The sequence below is a fragment of the Sphingomonas glacialis genome (genome assembly GCF_014653575.1).
Taxonomy (GTDB): Bacteria; Pseudomonadota; Alphaproteobacteria; order Sphingomonadales; family Sphingomonadaceae; genus Sphingomonas; species Sphingomonas glacialis.
In genome coordinates, this window is record NZ_BNAQ01000001.1 from 1,163,821 (window position 1) to 1,179,802 (window position 15,982).

The 15,982-nt window shown below is 66.3% G+C and carries 14 protein-coding genes and 1 pseudogene; 3 read left to right on the forward strand and 12 right to left on the reverse strand.

Annotation, left to right across the window (positions count from 1 at the left end; translation table 11 throughout):
• Positions 1-1,225: 1,225 nt before the first annotated feature.
• The 5 genes from IE187_RS05585 to IE187_RS05605 form a co-directional block, all read right to left on the reverse strand.
• Positions 1,226-2,326 carry a glycosyltransferase gene (locus IE187_RS05585; protein WP_189675385.1) on the reverse strand — a complete coding sequence of 367 codons (1,101 nt, stop codon included), beginning with the start codon at positions 2,324-2,326 and terminating at the stop codon, positions 1,226-1,228.
• Positions 2,323-3,375 carry a 3-isopropylmalate dehydrogenase gene (gene leuB, locus IE187_RS05590; protein WP_133189773.1) on the reverse strand — a complete coding sequence of 351 codons (1,053 nt, stop codon included), beginning with the start codon at positions 3,373-3,375 and terminating at the stop codon, positions 2,323-2,325. The genes IE187_RS05585 and leuB overlap by 4 nt, the downstream gene beginning before the upstream one ends.
• A 46-nt stretch (positions 3,376-3,421) precedes the next feature.
• Entirely contained in the window at positions 3,422-4,048 is a 627-nt protein-coding gene (gene recO, locus IE187_RS05595; RefSeq protein ID WP_189675386.1) for a DNA repair protein RecO, read from the reverse strand.
• Between the two features lie 107 nt (positions 4,049-4,155).
• Entirely contained in the window at positions 4,156-4,911 is a 756-nt protein-coding gene (locus IE187_RS05600; protein WP_189675387.1) for an SDR family NAD(P)-dependent oxidoreductase, read from the reverse strand.
• A 75-nt stretch (positions 4,912-4,986) separates the two neighbouring features.
• On the reverse strand, positions 4,987-5,397 hold the full coding sequence (locus IE187_RS05605) for a (R)-mandelonitrile lyase (protein ID WP_189675388.1): 411 nt from the start codon (positions 5,395-5,397) through the stop codon (positions 4,987-4,989).
• 303 nt (positions 5,398-5,700) lie between these two features.
• Between IE187_RS05605 and IE187_RS21265 the strand changes: the two are divergent.
• Together IE187_RS21265 and IE187_RS05610 are read left to right on the forward strand one after the other, a co-directional pair.
• A pseudogene (locus IE187_RS21265) lies at positions 5,701-5,754 on the forward strand (hypothetical protein); the annotation flags it as partial.
• 15 nt (positions 5,755-5,769) lie between these two features.
• A complete protein-coding gene (locus IE187_RS05610; RefSeq protein ID WP_229839273.1) occupies positions 5,770-6,522 on the forward strand; it encodes a LysR substrate-binding domain-containing protein in 753 nt (250 codons plus the stop codon).
• Positions 6,523-6,714: 192 nt separating this feature from the next.
• Here the strand turns inward: IE187_RS05610 and IE187_RS05615 are convergent, their stop codons facing one another.
• The 7 genes from IE187_RS05615 to IE187_RS05645 all read right to left on the reverse strand — a co-directional run bounded on the left by IE187_RS05615 (position 6,715) and on the right by IE187_RS05645 (position 14,373).
• Positions 6,715-7,635 (reverse strand): GNAT family N-acetyltransferase, encoded by a 921-nt coding sequence (locus IE187_RS05615; protein WP_229839237.1) that lies wholly within the window; start codon positions 7,633-7,635, stop codon positions 6,715-6,717.
• Positions 7,632-8,588, reverse strand: coding sequence for a polysaccharide deacetylase family protein (locus IE187_RS05620; RefSeq protein WP_189675390.1), 957 nt, complete (start codon positions 8,586-8,588; stop codon positions 7,632-7,634). Before IE187_RS05620 ends, IE187_RS05615 begins: the two co-directional genes overlap by 4 nt.
• A gap of 73 nt (positions 8,589-8,661) precedes the next feature.
• Positions 8,662-10,065, reverse strand: a complete 1,404-nt coding sequence (locus tag IE187_RS05625) for an NAD(P)H-dependent flavin oxidoreductase (protein WP_189675391.1) — start codon at positions 10,063-10,065, stop codon at positions 8,662-8,664.
• A 64-nt stretch (positions 10,066-10,129) separates the two neighbouring features.
• Entirely contained in the window at positions 10,130-11,272 is a 1,143-nt protein-coding gene (locus tag IE187_RS05630; RefSeq protein ID WP_189675392.1) for a glycosyltransferase family 4 protein, read from the reverse strand.
• 196 nt (positions 11,273-11,468) lie between these two features.
• The gene (locus IE187_RS05635) at positions 11,469-12,584 is read right to left on the reverse strand and encodes a glycoside hydrolase family 130 protein (RefSeq protein WP_189675393.1); all 1,116 of its coding nucleotides are present in this window, start codon (positions 12,582-12,584) and stop codon (positions 11,469-11,471) included.
• Positions 12,581-13,342, reverse strand: a complete 762-nt coding sequence (locus IE187_RS05640; RefSeq protein WP_189675394.1) for an SDR family oxidoreductase — start codon at positions 13,340-13,342, stop codon at positions 12,581-12,583. The genes IE187_RS05635 and IE187_RS05640 overlap by 4 nt, the downstream gene beginning before the upstream one ends.
• 170 nt (positions 13,343-13,512) lie before the next feature.
• On the reverse strand, positions 13,513-14,373 hold the full coding sequence (locus IE187_RS05645) for an alpha/beta fold hydrolase (RefSeq protein ID WP_189675395.1): 861 nt from the start codon (positions 14,371-14,373) through the stop codon (positions 13,513-13,515).
• 70 nt (positions 14,374-14,443) lie between these two features.
• Here IE187_RS05645 and IE187_RS05650 point away from each other — a divergent pair, with 70 nt between their 5' ends.
• Complete coding sequence (locus IE187_RS05650; RefSeq protein ID WP_189675396.1) at positions 14,444-15,802, forward strand: protein adenylyltransferase SelO family protein; 1,359 nt, start codon at positions 14,444-14,446, stop codon at positions 15,800-15,802.
• Positions 15,803-15,982 lie beyond the last annotated feature (180 nt).

Here is a 15,982-nt window from a genome sequence, read left to right on the forward strand (position 1 = left end):
ACGTGATGTTTACGATCGCGATCGTTTCCGTTTCTGCGCTAATGCAGCGATCCGGGTTCGACGATTTCAAAGAGCAGCTTGGTACATACCATGAACAGCAGATGTAGGACAGCGCCTTGTCCGCTTTCGACCAAAGTTGGTCGTTCGACAGCCGAGATAGGCAATGCTAGGCCGACCGAAAACGGCCTTTGTCCGAGGTAGCAAAATGGTCGAAGTCAAAGATACGGGCAGCGAGTTTCACTGGTCGCGGCCAAGGATTGTAGGGCTGATATTCGCAGCCGTAGTTTCACCAATCTACCTAGCGTTCGCGGCGTTTGGGCATGCGACCCTTGGGGGTATGCTCTGGTTTGTTACCTGCATCGGTCTGACGGTTGCCTACGTCCGTCCGACCCGGCTCCGCCGATTTATGCAACGGCTGATACCGACTACGCTGGAGAAGGCTGAACGCTCGCGCGACCCGTAAGCGGACTGGCAGCAATCCACCAACTATCGCTGTTCGAGCGCCACCAGCGCGATCACCGCTCCCAAGAGCCGATCGTCCGCTATCGGACGGGAAAGCTGATGGGCGCGAATCGACCAAAGTCGGTCATTCGCACCGGTCAGAATTGGACGGCAGAGGCGGTCGCAATCGACCAACATGCAGACCCTTCCGGATATTCGGCGGTTATCTTAAACTCGGTCTTTCGGATCGATCAGCAGGCCTACGCGACCATCGGGTGTAAACTTGATCCTGCACTGGTCTGCGCAGCCCAATTTGCTATGGTAATCTCTCCAACCCGGAACCGTTATTTTTCTTCCCCCCTGAAAAAACTCTAGTCGCTCTAAGTCGGCGAAACGGCGGTTAGGCGCTAGAGATGCTTTTTCTCCGGGATCGATAGAAGCAAGATGCAATATATGCTGTTTCGCGTCCGAATAGCGCACCTCAATTCGGGTATTTGATGTATTCCAAACTTCGGTGAGATGGCGATTCTCGGTGCTACAGCCGCCCAATGAGCAAGCTGCCAGAAGGATCAATAGACGTCGCATTTTGGAATCTCCTCCAGACGATGCCGATCCTGAAATTGTGCCAAGCTCATTCAGGGAGGTAACATCGTAACATCTACAGAAGGCAATGCAACTAGCGTTCGACCGCCATTGTAAGCGCGATCACTCACAGCCGAACGGCAGCTTTCCACCACTTTCGGACACTCACGCACCCCAGTGGACGCGGGCCGTAGCTAGCCCCCTAATACCGCCCCCACACGAACCGCGACGACAGCGCGTAATTCCACACCGCCGCGACGAGCAGCCCAGCGACCGCCGAAAAGGCCCATGTCCCATGCTCCATCCGGAACAGGAAGAACGCCACCCCCACATTCGCCGCCGCGCCGACCGAGCAGACCAGGCAGAACGAGATCCACCCGTCGAGCAACGCGCGCGCGCCCTTGAGGCGGCGTTCGCGGTAGGTCAGCGCGTTGTTGAGGAAGAAGTTGAAGGTCATCGCCAGCACCACCGCGACGACCGTCGCCGACACGAACGCGACCCCCGCCTTGCGGTAGAGCGCGTAGAGCACGGCGAGATGCACCAGCGCGCCGAGTGCGCCGATGCCGGTGAACATCACGAAGCGGACCGGCACGATCCGCCCGAACAGCCGGTCATAGAGCGCGATCAGGAATTCCATCGCGACGACGTAATCGAGCTTGCTCTCGCCCTCGGTGCGCAGCCGGAAGGTGTAGGGTAGTTCGAGGAATTTGAGCGGCCGCGGGCTCGCGGTCATGATGTCGAGCAGGATCTTGAAGCCGATCGCCGAGAGATGCGGGATCAGGTCGCGCGCGATCTGCGTGCGCAGCATGAAGAAGCCGCTCATCGGATCGCTCAGATCGGCTTTCAGCACGCGCCGCGACAGCCGCGTCGCCAGCGCCGATTTCTTGACGCGGTCCTGGTCCCAATCGCCCGTCCCGCCGCCTGCGACGAAGCGCGAGCCGATCACCACGTCGAGCGCCGGATCGGCCTGCAGCGCGTCGAGCATCGCGGGCAGGATCGTCTCGTCATGCTGCAGATCGCCGTCGATCACCGCGACGACGGGCGCAGCGGTCGCGCACATCCCCTCGATGCACGCCGAGGACAGCCCGCGCCGCCCGAAACGCTGGATCACGCGGACGCGCGGGTCGGTCAGGCCGAGCTCGCGCGCCGCCTGTGCGGTGCCGTCGGGGCTGTCGTCGTCGACGAAGATCGCCTCCCACGCACGCCCGCTGAGCGCCGCGTCGAGCTTGGCGATCAGCAGCGGAACGTTGCGCAGCTCGTTGAACGTCGGGATGACGACCGCGAGCTCGAGGCGTGGGATCATTGCAGCGCGGCCAGCACCGCATCGCCCATCGCGCTCGTCGAATGGGTGCCGCCGAGATCGGGCGTCCGCGCGCCGGCGCCGATCGCCGCGATCACCGCCGCCTCGATCCGCTGCGCCGACGCCTCGTCCGATAGCGAATGGCGCAGCAGCATCGCCGCCGACAGGATCGCCGCGCACGGATTGGCCTTGCCCTGCCCGGCAATGTCGGGCGCCGAACCGTGGATCGGCTCGTACAGCCCGCACGTCCCGGTCCATTCGTTGAGCGAAGCCGAGGGGAGCATCCCGATCGAGCCGACGCACATGCTCGCCTGGTCGGAGAGGATGTCGCCGAACAGATTGCCCGTCACCACCACGTCGAACGCGCCGGGGTTGCGCACCAGCTGCATCGCGGCGTTGTCGACATACATGTGGGTGAGCTTGACCTCGGGATAATCGAGCGCGACCTCGTTGACGATCTCGCGCCACAGCTGCGAGGTTTCGAGGACGTTGGCCTTGTCGACCGAGGTCAGGATCTTCTTGCGGCGCTTGGCCATCTCGAAGCCGACGCGCGCGATCCGGGCGACTTCGGCCTCGTCGTAGCGCATCATGTCATGGCCTTCGCGCAGGCCCATCTTGGTGTGGCCGCGGCCCTTGTCGCCGAAATAGACGTCGCCGGTCAGCTCGCGGACGATCACCATGTCGATCGAGCGCGCGACTTCGGGGCGCAGCGCCGAGGCGTCCTCCAGCCCCGGGAACATCGTTGCGGGGCGCAAGTTTGCGAACAGGCCGAGTGCCTTGCGCAAGCCCAGGATCGCCTGTTCGGGACGCAGCGTGCGCTCGAGCCCGTCCATCTCGGGATCGCCGACCGCACCGAACAGGATCGCATCGGCGCGGTGCGCGAGCTCGAGCGTCTGTGGCGGGAGCGGATGGCCGAGCGCGCGATACGCCGCGCCGCCGACGAGACCGGGTTCGAACTGATGGTCGAGGCCGAGCGCTTCGAGCACGCGGCGGGCTTCGTGGGTGACTTCGGGGCCGATGCCGTCGCCGGCGAGGATCGCGATCAGTGCCAAGGTGCAGTTCCCTTCAATTGCCCAGCCAATGCCGAGCCGCGACGCGTCACGCAACCGCCCTTTTCAGCCGCTCGACCAGCCGCGTGCGCGCGGCGAGCGTCACCGCGCGGCGATCGACCAGGATCGAAGCCTCGAGCGCGCCGCCGGTCAGCCTGAGCGCCTCGAAGATTTCGTCCCACTCCGGCGCGACACCCGTGGTCAGCGCGGGCGGCAGCGCCTCGCGCTCCAACCCATAGCCGAGCTCGGCAAGCACCAGCAGTTCGTAGCGCGCCAGCGCCAGCGCCCAGCCGCGCGCGGCGGGCGCCGCCGCGATCACGCCGATCGTCCCGTCGAGCGCGGCATAGAGCCGCGGATACGGCTGCGCCTCAGGGAGCGCGGCGGCGGTGAGCGTGGTCACCCATTCGAGCGCAAGCGCGGGCAGCGGCTCGGCGTAGAGCGGTGCGCGGCTGGTGACGAGCTCGACCGTGAGGCTCGCGAGCTGGTCATCGGTGCGCGCCCGCCATTCGCCGATGACGCGGTTGGCGGGTTGCAGGATCGGCCGGATCCGCGTCGAGCGCCCGCCGCGGACATAGCCCGCTTGCAGGCCATGCTCGGCGGTCAGCGCCCGCACGATCGCGCCGTGTTCGCCGTGATGGCGGATCGCGAGGATCAGGGCTTCGACGCGCAGGTGCATGGCGGCGGTTTAACGTGGGTGGGGGGATACGCTAGGGGGCGGATGGCGCGCAGGCGATGTCTGAGCCTCCGCCACCGTGTTGGCGCGTGCGCGGCCACCGCCCCCCCTTATAGCGACCAGCCACCATCCACGCAGATCGCCGCGCCGGTCACGAACGCGCCGAGATCCGCGCTCATCCATAGCACCGCATCGGCGATTTCCTCGGGCTTCCCGAGGCGCCCGACCGGCTCGAGATCGATCGCCTTCTGGCTGTCGCCGTTGGTAAAGCGGTCCATCATCGGCGTCTCGATATTGCCCGGCAGGATCGCGTTCACGCGGATATTCAGCTTGGCATAATCGAGCGCGGCGGCCTTGGTCAGCCCGATGATCGCGTGCTTAGAGGCGGTGTAGGACGCGCCACCCGCCACTCCGCGGACGCCAGCGCCCGACGACGTGTTGATGATGACCCCGCTGCCCTGCCGCACCATCTGCGCCAGCTCGTGCTTCATGCAGACGAAGGTACCGCGCAAGTTGATGTCGAGGATGCGGTCCCACTCGCTCAGCGAAATCTCGTGGACCGGCGCAGGTTTGTTCTCGACACCGGCATTGTTGAAGGCGATGTCGAGCCGGCCGAAGGTCTCGACCACCCGGCCGACGGCCGCCTCAACCTGGTCGGGCTGCGACACGTCGCACGCGATGACCAAGGCGTCGGCGCCGGCGCTTCGCACGGCATCCGCGGTTTCGGAAAGACCGTCTTCGGTGCGGTCGAGGATGGCGACGCGTGCGCCCTCCGCCGCAAACGCGATGGCCGTGGCACGGCCGATGCCGCTGGCGGCACCGGTAATGAAGACGACCTTGCCGGGGAAACGGTGTGTGTGGGACATGGGGAAACCTTTCTAGGGGCGGTGCTGAGGGCAGTCAGTCGGGGGCGCGCGACGATGATGACTCGCGGCGCGATCTCACTCCGTGACAAGCGGCGCGCGATAGTCCGCCTCGGTCACGGGCTCCATCCACGTCACCGGGGTGCCGTCGACCGCTTCCTGGATGGCGATATGCGTCATGGCCTGATCCACGGTCGCGCCGTGCCAGTGCTTGTGGTCGGCGGGACACCACAGGATGTCGCCCGCGTGGAATTCGAGCTTTGGGCCATCCGCGATCTGCGTCCAGCCGACGCCCTCGGTCACGATCAGCGTCTGGCCGGCGGGGTGGCTGTGCCACGCGGTCCGCGCACCGGGCTCGAAATGGACGATCGCCCCGGACACGCGCGATGGCGCCTCGCGCTGGAACTGGCCGGTGATGGTGACCGTGCCGGTGAAATACGCGGCCGGTCCGTCGACGGTCTTCAGCTCCGCCTTGCGTGCGATACTCATGTCGGTCGCTCCTTGTTGCGCCTGCGCGGTGACGGACAGCAGCGCCGCGAAGCGGCAAAAGGCCGATCTTCATGGGGGGTGCCGCCTTCTCGATCCGCCGATCGTCACACCGACGACCGTCACGACTGGCAAGATAGGGCGGGGGAAGCGCCCGAATTAGCGGCTTCGCCAGCAACGAGACGATGAACAGTGTTCAACAATGGTGTAGGAGGTCGGGATGCAGCTGAGCCGAGCGGACCTGGCGGACTTCCCTATTTTCTGGCGATCGCCAAACATGGGAGCTTCCGACGCGCTGCCCTCGCGATGGGCGTCACCACGTCTGCCCTCAGCCACGCGATCACCGCGCTGGAGGGTCGCCGCGGCGTTCGACTGTTGAACAGAACGACGCGCAGCGTCGCGCTGACCGCAGCCGGCGAAGAGCTCCGCGCGGCGATCGAAGCGCCGATGCAGAGCATTGCCGCCGCCGGCGAAACCCTCGACCGGTATCGCGACGCACCCGCCGGCCGCGTCAGGATCAACGTCCTCGAAGATGCGGTCGACCTGCTGCTCAAGCCGGTCATGCCAATTTTCGTCGACCGCTATCCCGACGTCGCGATCGACATCAGCATCAGCAATCGCCTGATCGATGTCGTCGGCAGCGGTTTCGATGCCGGCATCCGCTATGGCGGCACGGTGCCCGAGGACATGATTGCGCAGCGCCTGTCGCCCGAGCTTCGCTGGGTCGCCGCCGCATCCCCGGACTATCTTGCGCGCTTCGGTGCGCCGGCCGACCCGCAAGACCTGCGAAACCACCGTTGTGTCGGCATCCGCCTGGGGAACGACCAGGTCTATGACTGGGAGTTCGAGCGCGACGGTCATGACTGCGCGATCGCGACACCCGGCCCGCTGACGGTCGACTCAAGCCACGCCGCCGTCGCGTTCGGGCTGTGCGGCGCGGGGATCGTTTATGCAAGCGAGGCGGTTCTCCGCGCGCATCTCGAGCGTGGGACCTTGCAGCCGGTGCTGACGGAGTGGACGACCGTCGGGAGCGGTTTCCACGTCTATTATTCGGGGCGTCGGCACTTGCCGACCGGGCTGCGGCTGTTGATCGATCTCATCAAAGAGCTGCGACCGCTCAAGGAGTAGGCGGGCGGCGTTTCTCTTTGCAGGGCGTGCCAACCGCACCGCCGCGGTCTTGCACACTCGATTTGTGCCGCACCGATCCCTCGCTTTGAAAGTGTCGGAACTGACCCACCCGGCGGCGTAAAATCTGCCATCCAGTACCGCGAGGCCAATCGAGCCAAGCAAGCCCGGTTCGTCGCACTCGCTCTGCGTGCGCTAGCGCCGCAGCCGCCGCGCGACCCGCTCGAGGCCCAGCCGCGTCACGCCGTGCTTGGCCCACAGCGCGCCCCGGTCGAACGCCTCGAGCGCGGCGATCGTCGCGCGGTTGGCGAGCGTCGGGCGAAGCAGCAGCACATCGACGCACGCCACGCCGGCGGTGGCGAAGCTGCGCTTGTGCTGGCCGTCGCCCTCGGTGAAATCGAAACGGGTGAGGCCGGGCTCGGCATAGAGGTCGCGCATCGCCTCGAGCATCAGCACGCCGCCAGGCGACAGATCGTTGAACGCCGGGTCGTGCCCGACATGGTCGTAGCGGACCGTCCCGCCTTCGATCGGGCAGTAGAGATACGCCGCCGGCTCGCCTGCGATGTAGAGCAGCCAGGCGCGCACTTGGCCCGCCGCCGCGAGCGCGGTCATCGTGCGCACGAACGCCGGATCGTCGGGCAAGCCGCCGCCGAGCAAGCGCTCCTGATAGGTCCGCTGCGAGATCCCGCGCGCGACTGCGTGAAAGGCGCCGAGTTCGTCGGCGGTGCGGAAGCGGCGGACGTCGAGCGCGCCGCCCGACAGCGCGATCACGCGTTTGGTCTTGCGCTTGAGCCCCGAGCGCGTGTTGCCCGACAGCGCCGCTTGATAGGCCGCAAAGCCGATCGTCAGGTCGGCATAATGCCGCGGATAGCGTTGCCGGACATAGCCGATCATCCCGCCCGCCGCGCGGCGCAGCGACGCGAGACCGTGTTCCGGAAGCGAGGTCACGGCATAGCCATCGGCACCGCGCGCGAGCGGCGGGAGGATCGGGAGCGGGCCGTCGAGCACCGTGTCGAGCGACAAAGGAAACCGCACCAGCCGGCGCGCAATCGAGCCCAGCGTGCGCGCGCCGATCTGGAAGCGTAGCGGAACCGCTTCCGCAGCAAGCGGCGTCACGCCGCGCGCTCGGCCACCATGTTCGACCATAATTGCTCGGCCTGGCGCCAGCGCGTGCGCAGCGGATCGGGGCCGAGCGGCACGTCGTTCTGCTCGAGCCGGAGCGCGGGGCGATCGGCGAAATGCACCGTCGGCATCGCCTCGGCGCGCTCGGCGAGCAAGCCGCACAGCGCTTCGAAGCGCCGGACATGCACCGTGTTGGGCCGCGTCCCCGCGCGATTGGCGAGCTCGAAGCCGTGGCTGACGATGTTCACTGCGGCATGGCGATGGAGCTCGGCATGGTCGAGCGCGGCGCGCATCTCGCCGACCGACAGCGCGCAGATCTGGAAGTTGCGCAACGCGCCGGGCCGCTCCTCGATCACCGTGACGGGAATCTCGATCACGCCGTCGATCCGCACCGGCGCGATGTGGCGCGCGGGCAAGTCGATCGCGCTCGGCCACGGATGCTCGCCGCCATTGTGGCTGGCGTCATAGCTGAAACCGAGCTCGGCGAGCGCGCGCAGCGTGTCGGCGTTGGCGCTGTACGACCCGGCGCGGAATGCAATCGGATTGGGCGCGCCGATCGCGGTGAGCAAGTCGGTCGCGCCCGAGATCAACGCGCGCTGTTCGGCGAAACTGTATTCGGCGAGCTCGAAGCGCGATGCGCTTGCGCCGCCGTCGCCCGACACCGCGCTCGTCCAATTGGGGTGGAGATGGAGCTGCACCTCCTGCCCCGCGGCGAGGATCTTCTCGACGATGCCGCGCAGCGGCGCGAGCCCGAAGGTGAGCGCCGGCATCGGATCGACGAAGAAGCACGCCTTCAGCCCGTGCTGCGCGAGCATCTCGAGCTTGTAGCTGACGCCGACACCGGCCGGCTCGAGCGAGCGCTCGAAGATCTCGGCACTCGCGAGGCCATCGCTGTGGTGCCGCCACATCACTTCGGTGTCGATCGTCAGGAATACGGGCGTTGTCATCCCGTCCAGCCATAGCCGGACGGGCGTAAAGATTTCGCAAAGTCCGTATGTTGCATTTTGTTTCTGACCCGGATCAGTCTCCGGTGAGGATGCGATCGACCAACTGCTTGACGGTCGGGACGAAGCCGTTCGAGTAGAACGGATCGCGCTTGAACTGATACGCGCCATGTCCCGCAAACATCAGATTCTGCTCGACATCGCCGCCATGCGCGATGTCCTGCAGCGTCTTCTGGATGCAGAAGCTGCGCGGATCGGCGAGCCGGCCGGTCGAGTTGGTCTCGGTGTCCGACCAGGACGAGAAGGCACACTGGCTGAGGCAGCCCATGCAATCGGCCTGATCCTTGCGGATGACGCCCTTGTCGACTGGGGTTACGAAGACGAGCGTGTTGTCGGGCGTCTTGAGCGCGTCGGTGAAGCCTTCGCCGAACCACTGCCGCGCGCGCAGCAGGTCGTTGCGCGTGACCCAGAAGTTCTTGCCCTTGACGCCCACGTCGAGCTGATAGGTGTGATCGCCCGCACTTTGCGTCGAGAAGGCGATCTGGCGGTCCGACCGCTCCTGCAGATGGCGCAGGAACGGGTTGAGCACCGCGCTCGAATAGAATCCGGTCGGCGAGAAGCGATGCAACAGCACTTCGCCTTCCTGGATGTTGGTCAGCCGCGCCTTCCACTCCTGGGGGATCGGGCTTTCCTGCGTCAACAAGGGCCGCGTGCCGAACTGGAAGGCGATCGTGCCGAGCTCGGGGTTGTCGATCCAGTTCGCCCAGTCGCGCAAGTACCAGACGCCGCCTGCCATCACGATCGGCACGCTATCGGGAATCCCGCCCTCGCGCATCGTGTCGCGCAGCGCCTTGACGCGCGGATACGGATCCTGCGGCATGAGCGGGTCTTCGGCGTTCGACAGGCCGTTATGCCCACCCGCGAGCCACGGATCCTCATAGACCACCGCCGACAGCCAGTCGGCTGCCTTCGAATAGGCGCGCTTCCACAGTGCGCGGAAGGCGCGGCCCGAGCTGACGATCGGGAGGTAGCTGACTTCGTACGACGCCGCGATCTCGGACAGCTTGTACGGCATGCCGGCGCCGCAGGTGACACCCGCGACGAGCCCGCGCGTGCGTTCGAGCACGCCGTGCAGGATCCGCTGCGCGCCGCCCATTTCCCACAGCACGTTGATGTTGATCGCGCCCTTGCCGCCGGCAATGTCGAACGCCTTGCGGACCTGCTGCACCGCGCCCTCGATCGCGTATTCGATCAGCTCTTCGTGGCGCTCGCGCCGCGTCAGCGCCTTGTAGACCTGCGGGATGATCTTGCCGTCGGGGTCATAGCTGTCGGCATTGACCGCCGACACCGTGCCGATGCCGCCCGCCGCCGCCCAGGCGCCCGCGCTCGCATGATTGGTCGCAGCGACGCCCTTGCCGCCCTCGACGAGCGGCCAGACCTCGCGGCCGCCATAGACGATGGGCTTCAAACCAGTGAACAACGTGACCGCCTCCGACTTAACTTACGTTCTGTTATACGCTTTGGACGCCCGATCGGGCAAATCTCTAATCCCCGAACGCCCCGGGACGTCCGATAACGCTGCCATAGAGCTGTGCATAGCGCGCGATCATCGTTGCTTCGTCATACTCGGCGACTGCCTTGCGCCGGTTGAGCTCGCCGAGCCCCTTGCGACCCTCGGGCGTCGCCTGCGCGAGCGATTCGAGTGCGTCGCGGATCAGCACTTCCTGGTCGCGGCGTTCGATGAAGCTGCTATTCTCGGGCGCGACCATCTTGAGTACGTCACCGACCGGGGTCGAGACGATCGGCAGCCCCGCCGCCATGCCTTCGAGCACGCAGATCGGGAATTGCTCGGACTTTGACGACAGCGCCATGATGTCGAACAGCCCGATATACTCGTGCGGGTTGGGCAGGAAGCCGGGCATCACGAGCTGCTCGGCCACGCCCATCCGCTCGGCGGCATCGAGGATCGCCTGGCGTTCGGGCCCCTCGCCCACGATGATGAGGCGCGCGCGGCTCGACATGCCGCCGAACGCACGCACCAGCAGCGGGAGGTTCTTGACCTCGCGCAGACCCGCGAGCGTGCCGATCACGAGTTCGCCGGGCTTGCGCTTGAAGCCGGGGATCGCATTGGGCTTGGGCGGGATCGCGTAGCGCGCGGTGGCGATGCCGTTGGCGATGCGGTGGACACGCTCGCGCGGCTGCTTCCACGTCTTCAGCGCGATGGTTTCGAGCGTCTCGGACGGCACCACCAAGGCGGCGGCCTTGGTCAGCGCGAAGCGGCGATAGATATTGCGCTCGGCCTTGAGGCCTTTCGCCTCGTCGGCGTTGAAGCCGTCTTCGTGATGCACCAGCGGCGGCACGCCGTTCGACGAAACGCGCCGCGCCATCGCCCCGTCGATCGCGCCCCAATTGTAGGTCAGCACGAGGTCGAAGCGGCGCATGTACGCCGCGATCGCCTCGTAGCGCTTGACCGAGGGCGAGCCGGTCAGCGGCGGCGGGTTCTGCGCGATCTCGTAATCGATGCCCTTGGCGATCGCGTCTCGCGCGCTGTACTGGCCATCCATGCTCGACACGATCGTGTGGCGTGCACGGTCGCCGAACGCGTTCACCAGGCGCACCGCACGTGCTTCCTTGCCGCCGAGCGAGAAGGTCGAGTGCAAGTGCAGGATGTTGACGGGCCGGCTCATTTCCGCGCGGCGTTAGCGTGAAATGACGGCGGCGTCATCTGTTGGTGTGGGGGAGCAAGACCGCCCTCCTGCTTCTTGCTCCCCTCCCGCCTGCGGGAGGGGCTGGGGGAGGGACGTGCCGCGGGCGCAGCGCAGGAGGTTCCAGGTCGGTCCCTCCCCTAGCCCCTCCCGCAAGCGGGAGGGGGAATGAGGCAAATCAGGCGAACGTGCTCTTCGCAATATGCGTGATCCGGCAGCCGAGGTCCGCCTCGCCACTCGCCACCACATAGCGGTCGCCGGCATCCGCGATCCCGGTCGTGAACACGACATTGTCGAGATACATCAGATCCTTGATCGGCTCGGTCAACGCCGGGTTGGCTTCGATCAGCGGATCATGGCAGGTCCGCAGCACAACGCTCGGATCGTCGCGATCGAGCACCGACCAATAGGTGCGGTACACGCCGACCACGCCCATCGGCTCGACGCCGTGCCACAGCGTTAGCCAACCCTCCTCGGTCAGGATCGGCGGTGCGCCGCCGCCCATCCGCGCGGTCGCCATCGTCTTGGCGTGCGGGCGGATGCCGGGCTTGTCGTACGGCTTCCAGTGGAGCGCATCGGGCGAGCTTGCGAGGTTGATCGATGGCCCCGAACGCCACTCGCTCCCCGGCGGATAGGCGAAGTACAGATCGCCGAGCGGGCGCGTCTGCGCATAATATTTGCCGCCGATCAGCCCTTCGAAGATCAGCATGTCCTTGTTCTGGTGATCGAGCACGATCCCCTCGAGCTTCCAGTCGAGCGCGTCGGCCGAGCTGTACAGCGTCGTCGCATGCCGCTCGGGGCTGACCGAGCAGGTCGTCATCAGATAGCGATTACCGACCTTGCTGATCCGCGCATCCTCGACGCCGTAGCATTGGTATGGCGCGCGCGGCGCGATCGCCTTGTCGTAATGGACCTGCTCGACCTTGGTTCCGTCGGCATTGATCTCGACCGGCAGCAGCCACGACAGCGAAGTCAGCGCCATCACCTTCCACCCGCCGCCGCGCATCATGAATTTGCGCGGGTCGGCGGTGTCGACGTATTCGAGCGGCCAGGCATCGAGCGCATAGCTGTGCTCGGTCCAGCGGATCGCATGGATGTGCTGGTCGTGGATCGGCGTCTTGAGCGCCTCGGCGACGCGCACCATCAGCAACAGATTGCCACCCGGCAGCCGCGTCATCCCCGGGTTGAACGCGCCGAGCACATAGGTCTCGGCATCGACCTTCCCCGCCAGCGGCGAGCGGGAAAGATCGACGTCGCCGGGCGAGAAGATCAGCGCATCATGCGAAAAGGTCATTCACCCTCCTGCGCCCGCGGGGAAATCACGAGCTGTTGGATCACGGTCCGCCGTGGCTGGGTCAGCATATAGTGCACGCCGACCGCAATGTCCTCGGCGCGGAGCGAGGTTTCCTCGTGGATCATCTTGCGCTGCTCCTCGGGGGTGATGTCGGGGAGCTGCATGTTCGAGCCGGTCTTGCCGGGCTCGATCAAGCCGACCTTGATCCCCTTGGGGCCGAGTTCGCGGCGGAGCGCCTCGGAGAATGCCGCGATGCCCGCTTTGATCCCGGCATAGACGGTCGAGCTCGGCCCGAGCACGTGCGCGCTCATCGAGCCGATCAGGATGATGTCGCCGTGCCCTGCGAGCTTGTCGACCGCAGCGTGCGCGCTGAGCAGATAGGCGGTGAAATCGACCGCGATCGCATAGCGCAGCTCTGGCTCGCTCATTTGCGTGAGGCCACCGGCAGCGACCGCGGCGTTGATGACCGCGCAGTCCATCCCGCCGAGATAGTCGCTGGCCTGCTTGAAGAAGCTCAGCACGTTCTCGGGATCGGACAGCTCGGTGGTGACGCCGTCGGCCTCGCCGCCGACTTCGCGGATCCGCTCGAGCGCATCGTCGAGATATTCGGGATTGCGCCCGCAAATGAACACCTTGGCACCCTCGGCCGCGAGGAGAACCGCGATCGCGCGACCGATTCCGGTGGTGCCCCCGGTGATGGCGACGCGCTTGCCTTTCAGGCTGGTCACGGCGGTATGCGCGTCGGTAACGGTCTTCATGCAGGGCTCCTGTTATGTCGTATGCAGACGCGCCGATGTGCGCGCGGTTCCGCGTCTTCTTCTCCCCTCCCTGGAAAGGAGGGGTCGGGGGTGGGTCGGCCCGCGGCGGCGGCGGACCTCTCTTCAGGCCGCCCCACCCCCAGCCCCTCCCTTCCAGGGAGGGGAGGAAACTAGACCGCGATCCGTGACAATAATCGATCGATTCCCGCCACCGCGGCGGGTTCGCCCAAGGTCGGCGCATGACCGACTTGGTCGATCGTGACAAGCTCGCCATGGTCGAGCGCCGCGACCATTTTCTCTGCGGTCGCAGCGGAGAGCACGTCCGACGCGGCACCGCGCACGATCAGCGTCGGCACGTCCTTCAGCACCGCGAGCGCGCGCCACATGTCGGGGCCGGCTTCGTTGCCGGGCACGCGGAACGGCTCGGCGATCTTCATGTCGTAATCGAGCACGATCCGCCCCGCGCTGTTGAGCCGGTACAACCGCTTGGCCATTTCCAGCCAATCCTCGAGCGTGAAGCCGGTATAGACGTCGCCATTCGCCTCGGCGACCGCGCGCGCGGCGTGGAGCCAGGTCGGCCAGGTGTTCGACTTGCCGACATAGCCGCGGATCCGCGACAAGCCCTCGGCCATGATGTCGGGCCCGACATCGTTGAGCAGCACGCCCGCGACACTCTCATGCCCGGTACCGGCGAGCAGCATCGACACGATCCCGCCGAGCGACGTGCCGAACGCGACGTAGCGATCGACACCGAGCTCGCCGAGCAGCGCCTCGACATCCTGGACGTAGCTGAGCGGGACATAGCTCATCGGATCCTTGGCGTAGCCGCTCTCACCGCGCCCGCGCAGATCGATCGCGATCACGCGCCACGCGGGCGAGAGCCGACGCGCGAGCGCGTCATAATCGCGCGCGTTGCGCGTCAGGCCCGGCAGACAGAGGATCGGCGGGCGATCGGCTGGCCCCGGATAATCGCGGCAATGCAGCCGGACGCCGTCCTTCGACCACCAATATCGATTTTCGTAAGGCGACATGGTCTGGTCCTGCGGCTGGGGCCAATTTCACGGGGTTGCGTCGGGCGGTCGGCGCCCTCCATATCCACGCATGAGCATCCCCCCGCAAGACTCTCGGCCCGAAACCACCATCCTCGAATTGGGCGTCGGGTTCTACGATCCGGTAGCCGCCGCCGACTTTCCGCAGACGCTGCTGCGTTTCCGCAACGATCGCGCCGCCGCCAAGGTCGGGCTCGATACCGTGAGCGACGCCGACTGGCTGCGGCATTTCGGGCGGTTCGATCCGCTCCCCGGCAGCCTCGATCAGCCGCTCGCGCTGCGCTATCACGGCCACCAGTTCCGCAACTACAATCCCGAGATCGGCGACGGCCGCGGCTTTCTCTTCGCGCAGCTACGCGACGATCATGGGCGGCTGATGGACCTCGGCACCAAGGGCTCGGGGACGACGCCGTGGAGCCGCTTCGGCGACGGACGCCTCACGCTCAAGGGCGGAATGCGCGAAGCGCTCGCAACCGAGATGCTCGAAGCCTTTGGCGTCAATACCTCGCGCACCTTCTCGCTGATCGAGACCGGCGAAGCGCTCGAGCGTGGCGACGAGCCTTCGCCCACCCGCTCGGCGGTGATGGTGCGGCTCAGCCACGGGCATATCCGCATCGGCACGTTCCAGCGGCTCGCCTATCTGCGCGATGCCGAAGCGATGGAGCGGCTCGTCGGCTATGTGCTGCGCAACTTGTATGGCGAGGAACCGGGCGAAGATGCGCCAGTCCGCTTGCTCGATCTGGTGGTCGATCGCACCGCGACGCTTGCCGCCAGCTACATGGCGGCGGGCTTCGTCCACGGCGTGCTCAACACCGACAACATCAATGTGACGGGCGAAAGCTTCGACTACGGCCCTTGGCGTTTCGCGCCAACCTGGGACCCCGCGTTCACCGCCGCCTATTTCGACCATGCCGGGCTTTATGCCTTCGGCCGCCAGCCCGAGGCGATCCATTGGAACGCGACGCAACTCGCGATCTCGCTGCGCGCGCTGGTCGAGGCCGAGCCGCTGATCGCGGTGCTCGATACCTTTGCCGAGCGCTATCAGAGTGCCGTCTCGGCGGCGATCCTGTGGCGGCTCGGCGTCGTGCCGCGCGATCCGACGAGCGACCGCGCGCTCGTCCAGACGATCGAGCGCGGGTTGCGCACGAGCGGCCTGGGGATTGACCGCTTCTATTTCGACGCGTTCGGCGGCCTCGCGCCCGACGGCGCGGCGTTCGACGAATTGCGCGCTGCGCTCGAGCCGTATGCGCCGCGAAAAGGCCGCGACCATCGCTATTGGCACGGCGAGCCGTGCGCGATGCTGATCGACGAGGTCGAGGCGATCTGGGCGGCGATCAACCAGCGCGACGACTGGGCGCCGTTCGACGCCAAGGTCACGCAGATCCGCACTATGGGCGAAGCGCTGGCCTAACCCCTCTGCCCCTGTGGGAGAGGGAGGGAGCCCCGCAGGCGCGGAAGGGTGAGGGGGTATAGCGGCGGCCGCGCCATCGACGTCCCCCTCACCCTTCCCACTCGCTACGCGAGCGGGCCCCTTCCCTCTCCCACACGGGGAGAGGGAGAAGAGTAGATTCCCATCGCAATCTCAGGCAAA

Excerpts from the sequence above, each read along its gene's own strand:
- IE187_RS05630 (WP_189675392.1), bottom strand. The coding sequence starts at position 11,272 with ATGAGCCGGCCCGTCAACATCCTGCACTTGCACTCGACCTTCTCGCTC.
- recO (WP_189675386.1), bottom strand. The coding sequence starts at position 4,048 with ATGCACCTGCGCGTCGAAGCCCTGATCCTCGCGATCCGCCATCACGGC.
- IE187_RS05605 (WP_189675388.1), bottom strand. The coding sequence starts at position 5,397 with ATGAGTATCGCACGCAAGGCGGAGCTGAAGACCGTCGACGGACCGGCC.
- IE187_RS05650 (WP_189675396.1), top strand. The coding sequence starts at position 14,444 with ATGAGCATCCCCCCGCAAGACTCTCGGCCCGAAACCACCATCCTCGAA.
- IE187_RS05635 (WP_189675393.1), bottom strand. The coding sequence starts at position 12,584 with ATGACCTTTTCGCATGATGCGCTGATCTTCTCGCCCGGCGACGTCGAT.
- IE187_RS05640 (WP_189675394.1), bottom strand. The coding sequence starts at position 13,342 with ATGAAGACCGTTACCGACGCGCATACCGCCGTGACCAGCCTGAAAGGC.
- IE187_RS05585 (WP_189675385.1), bottom strand. The coding sequence starts at position 2,326 with ATGATCCCACGCCTCGAGCTCGCGGTCGTCATCCCGACGTTCAACGAG.
- IE187_RS05600 (WP_189675387.1), bottom strand. The coding sequence starts at position 4,911 with ATGTCCCACACACACCGTTTCCCCGGCAAGGTCGTCTTCATTACCGGT.
- IE187_RS05645 (WP_189675395.1), bottom strand. The coding sequence starts at position 14,373 with ATGTCGCCTTACGAAAATCGATATTGGTGGTCGAAGGACGGCGTCCGG.
- IE187_RS05620 (WP_189675390.1), bottom strand. The coding sequence starts at position 8,588 with ATGACAACGCCCGTATTCCTGACGATCGACACCGAAGTGATGTGGCGG.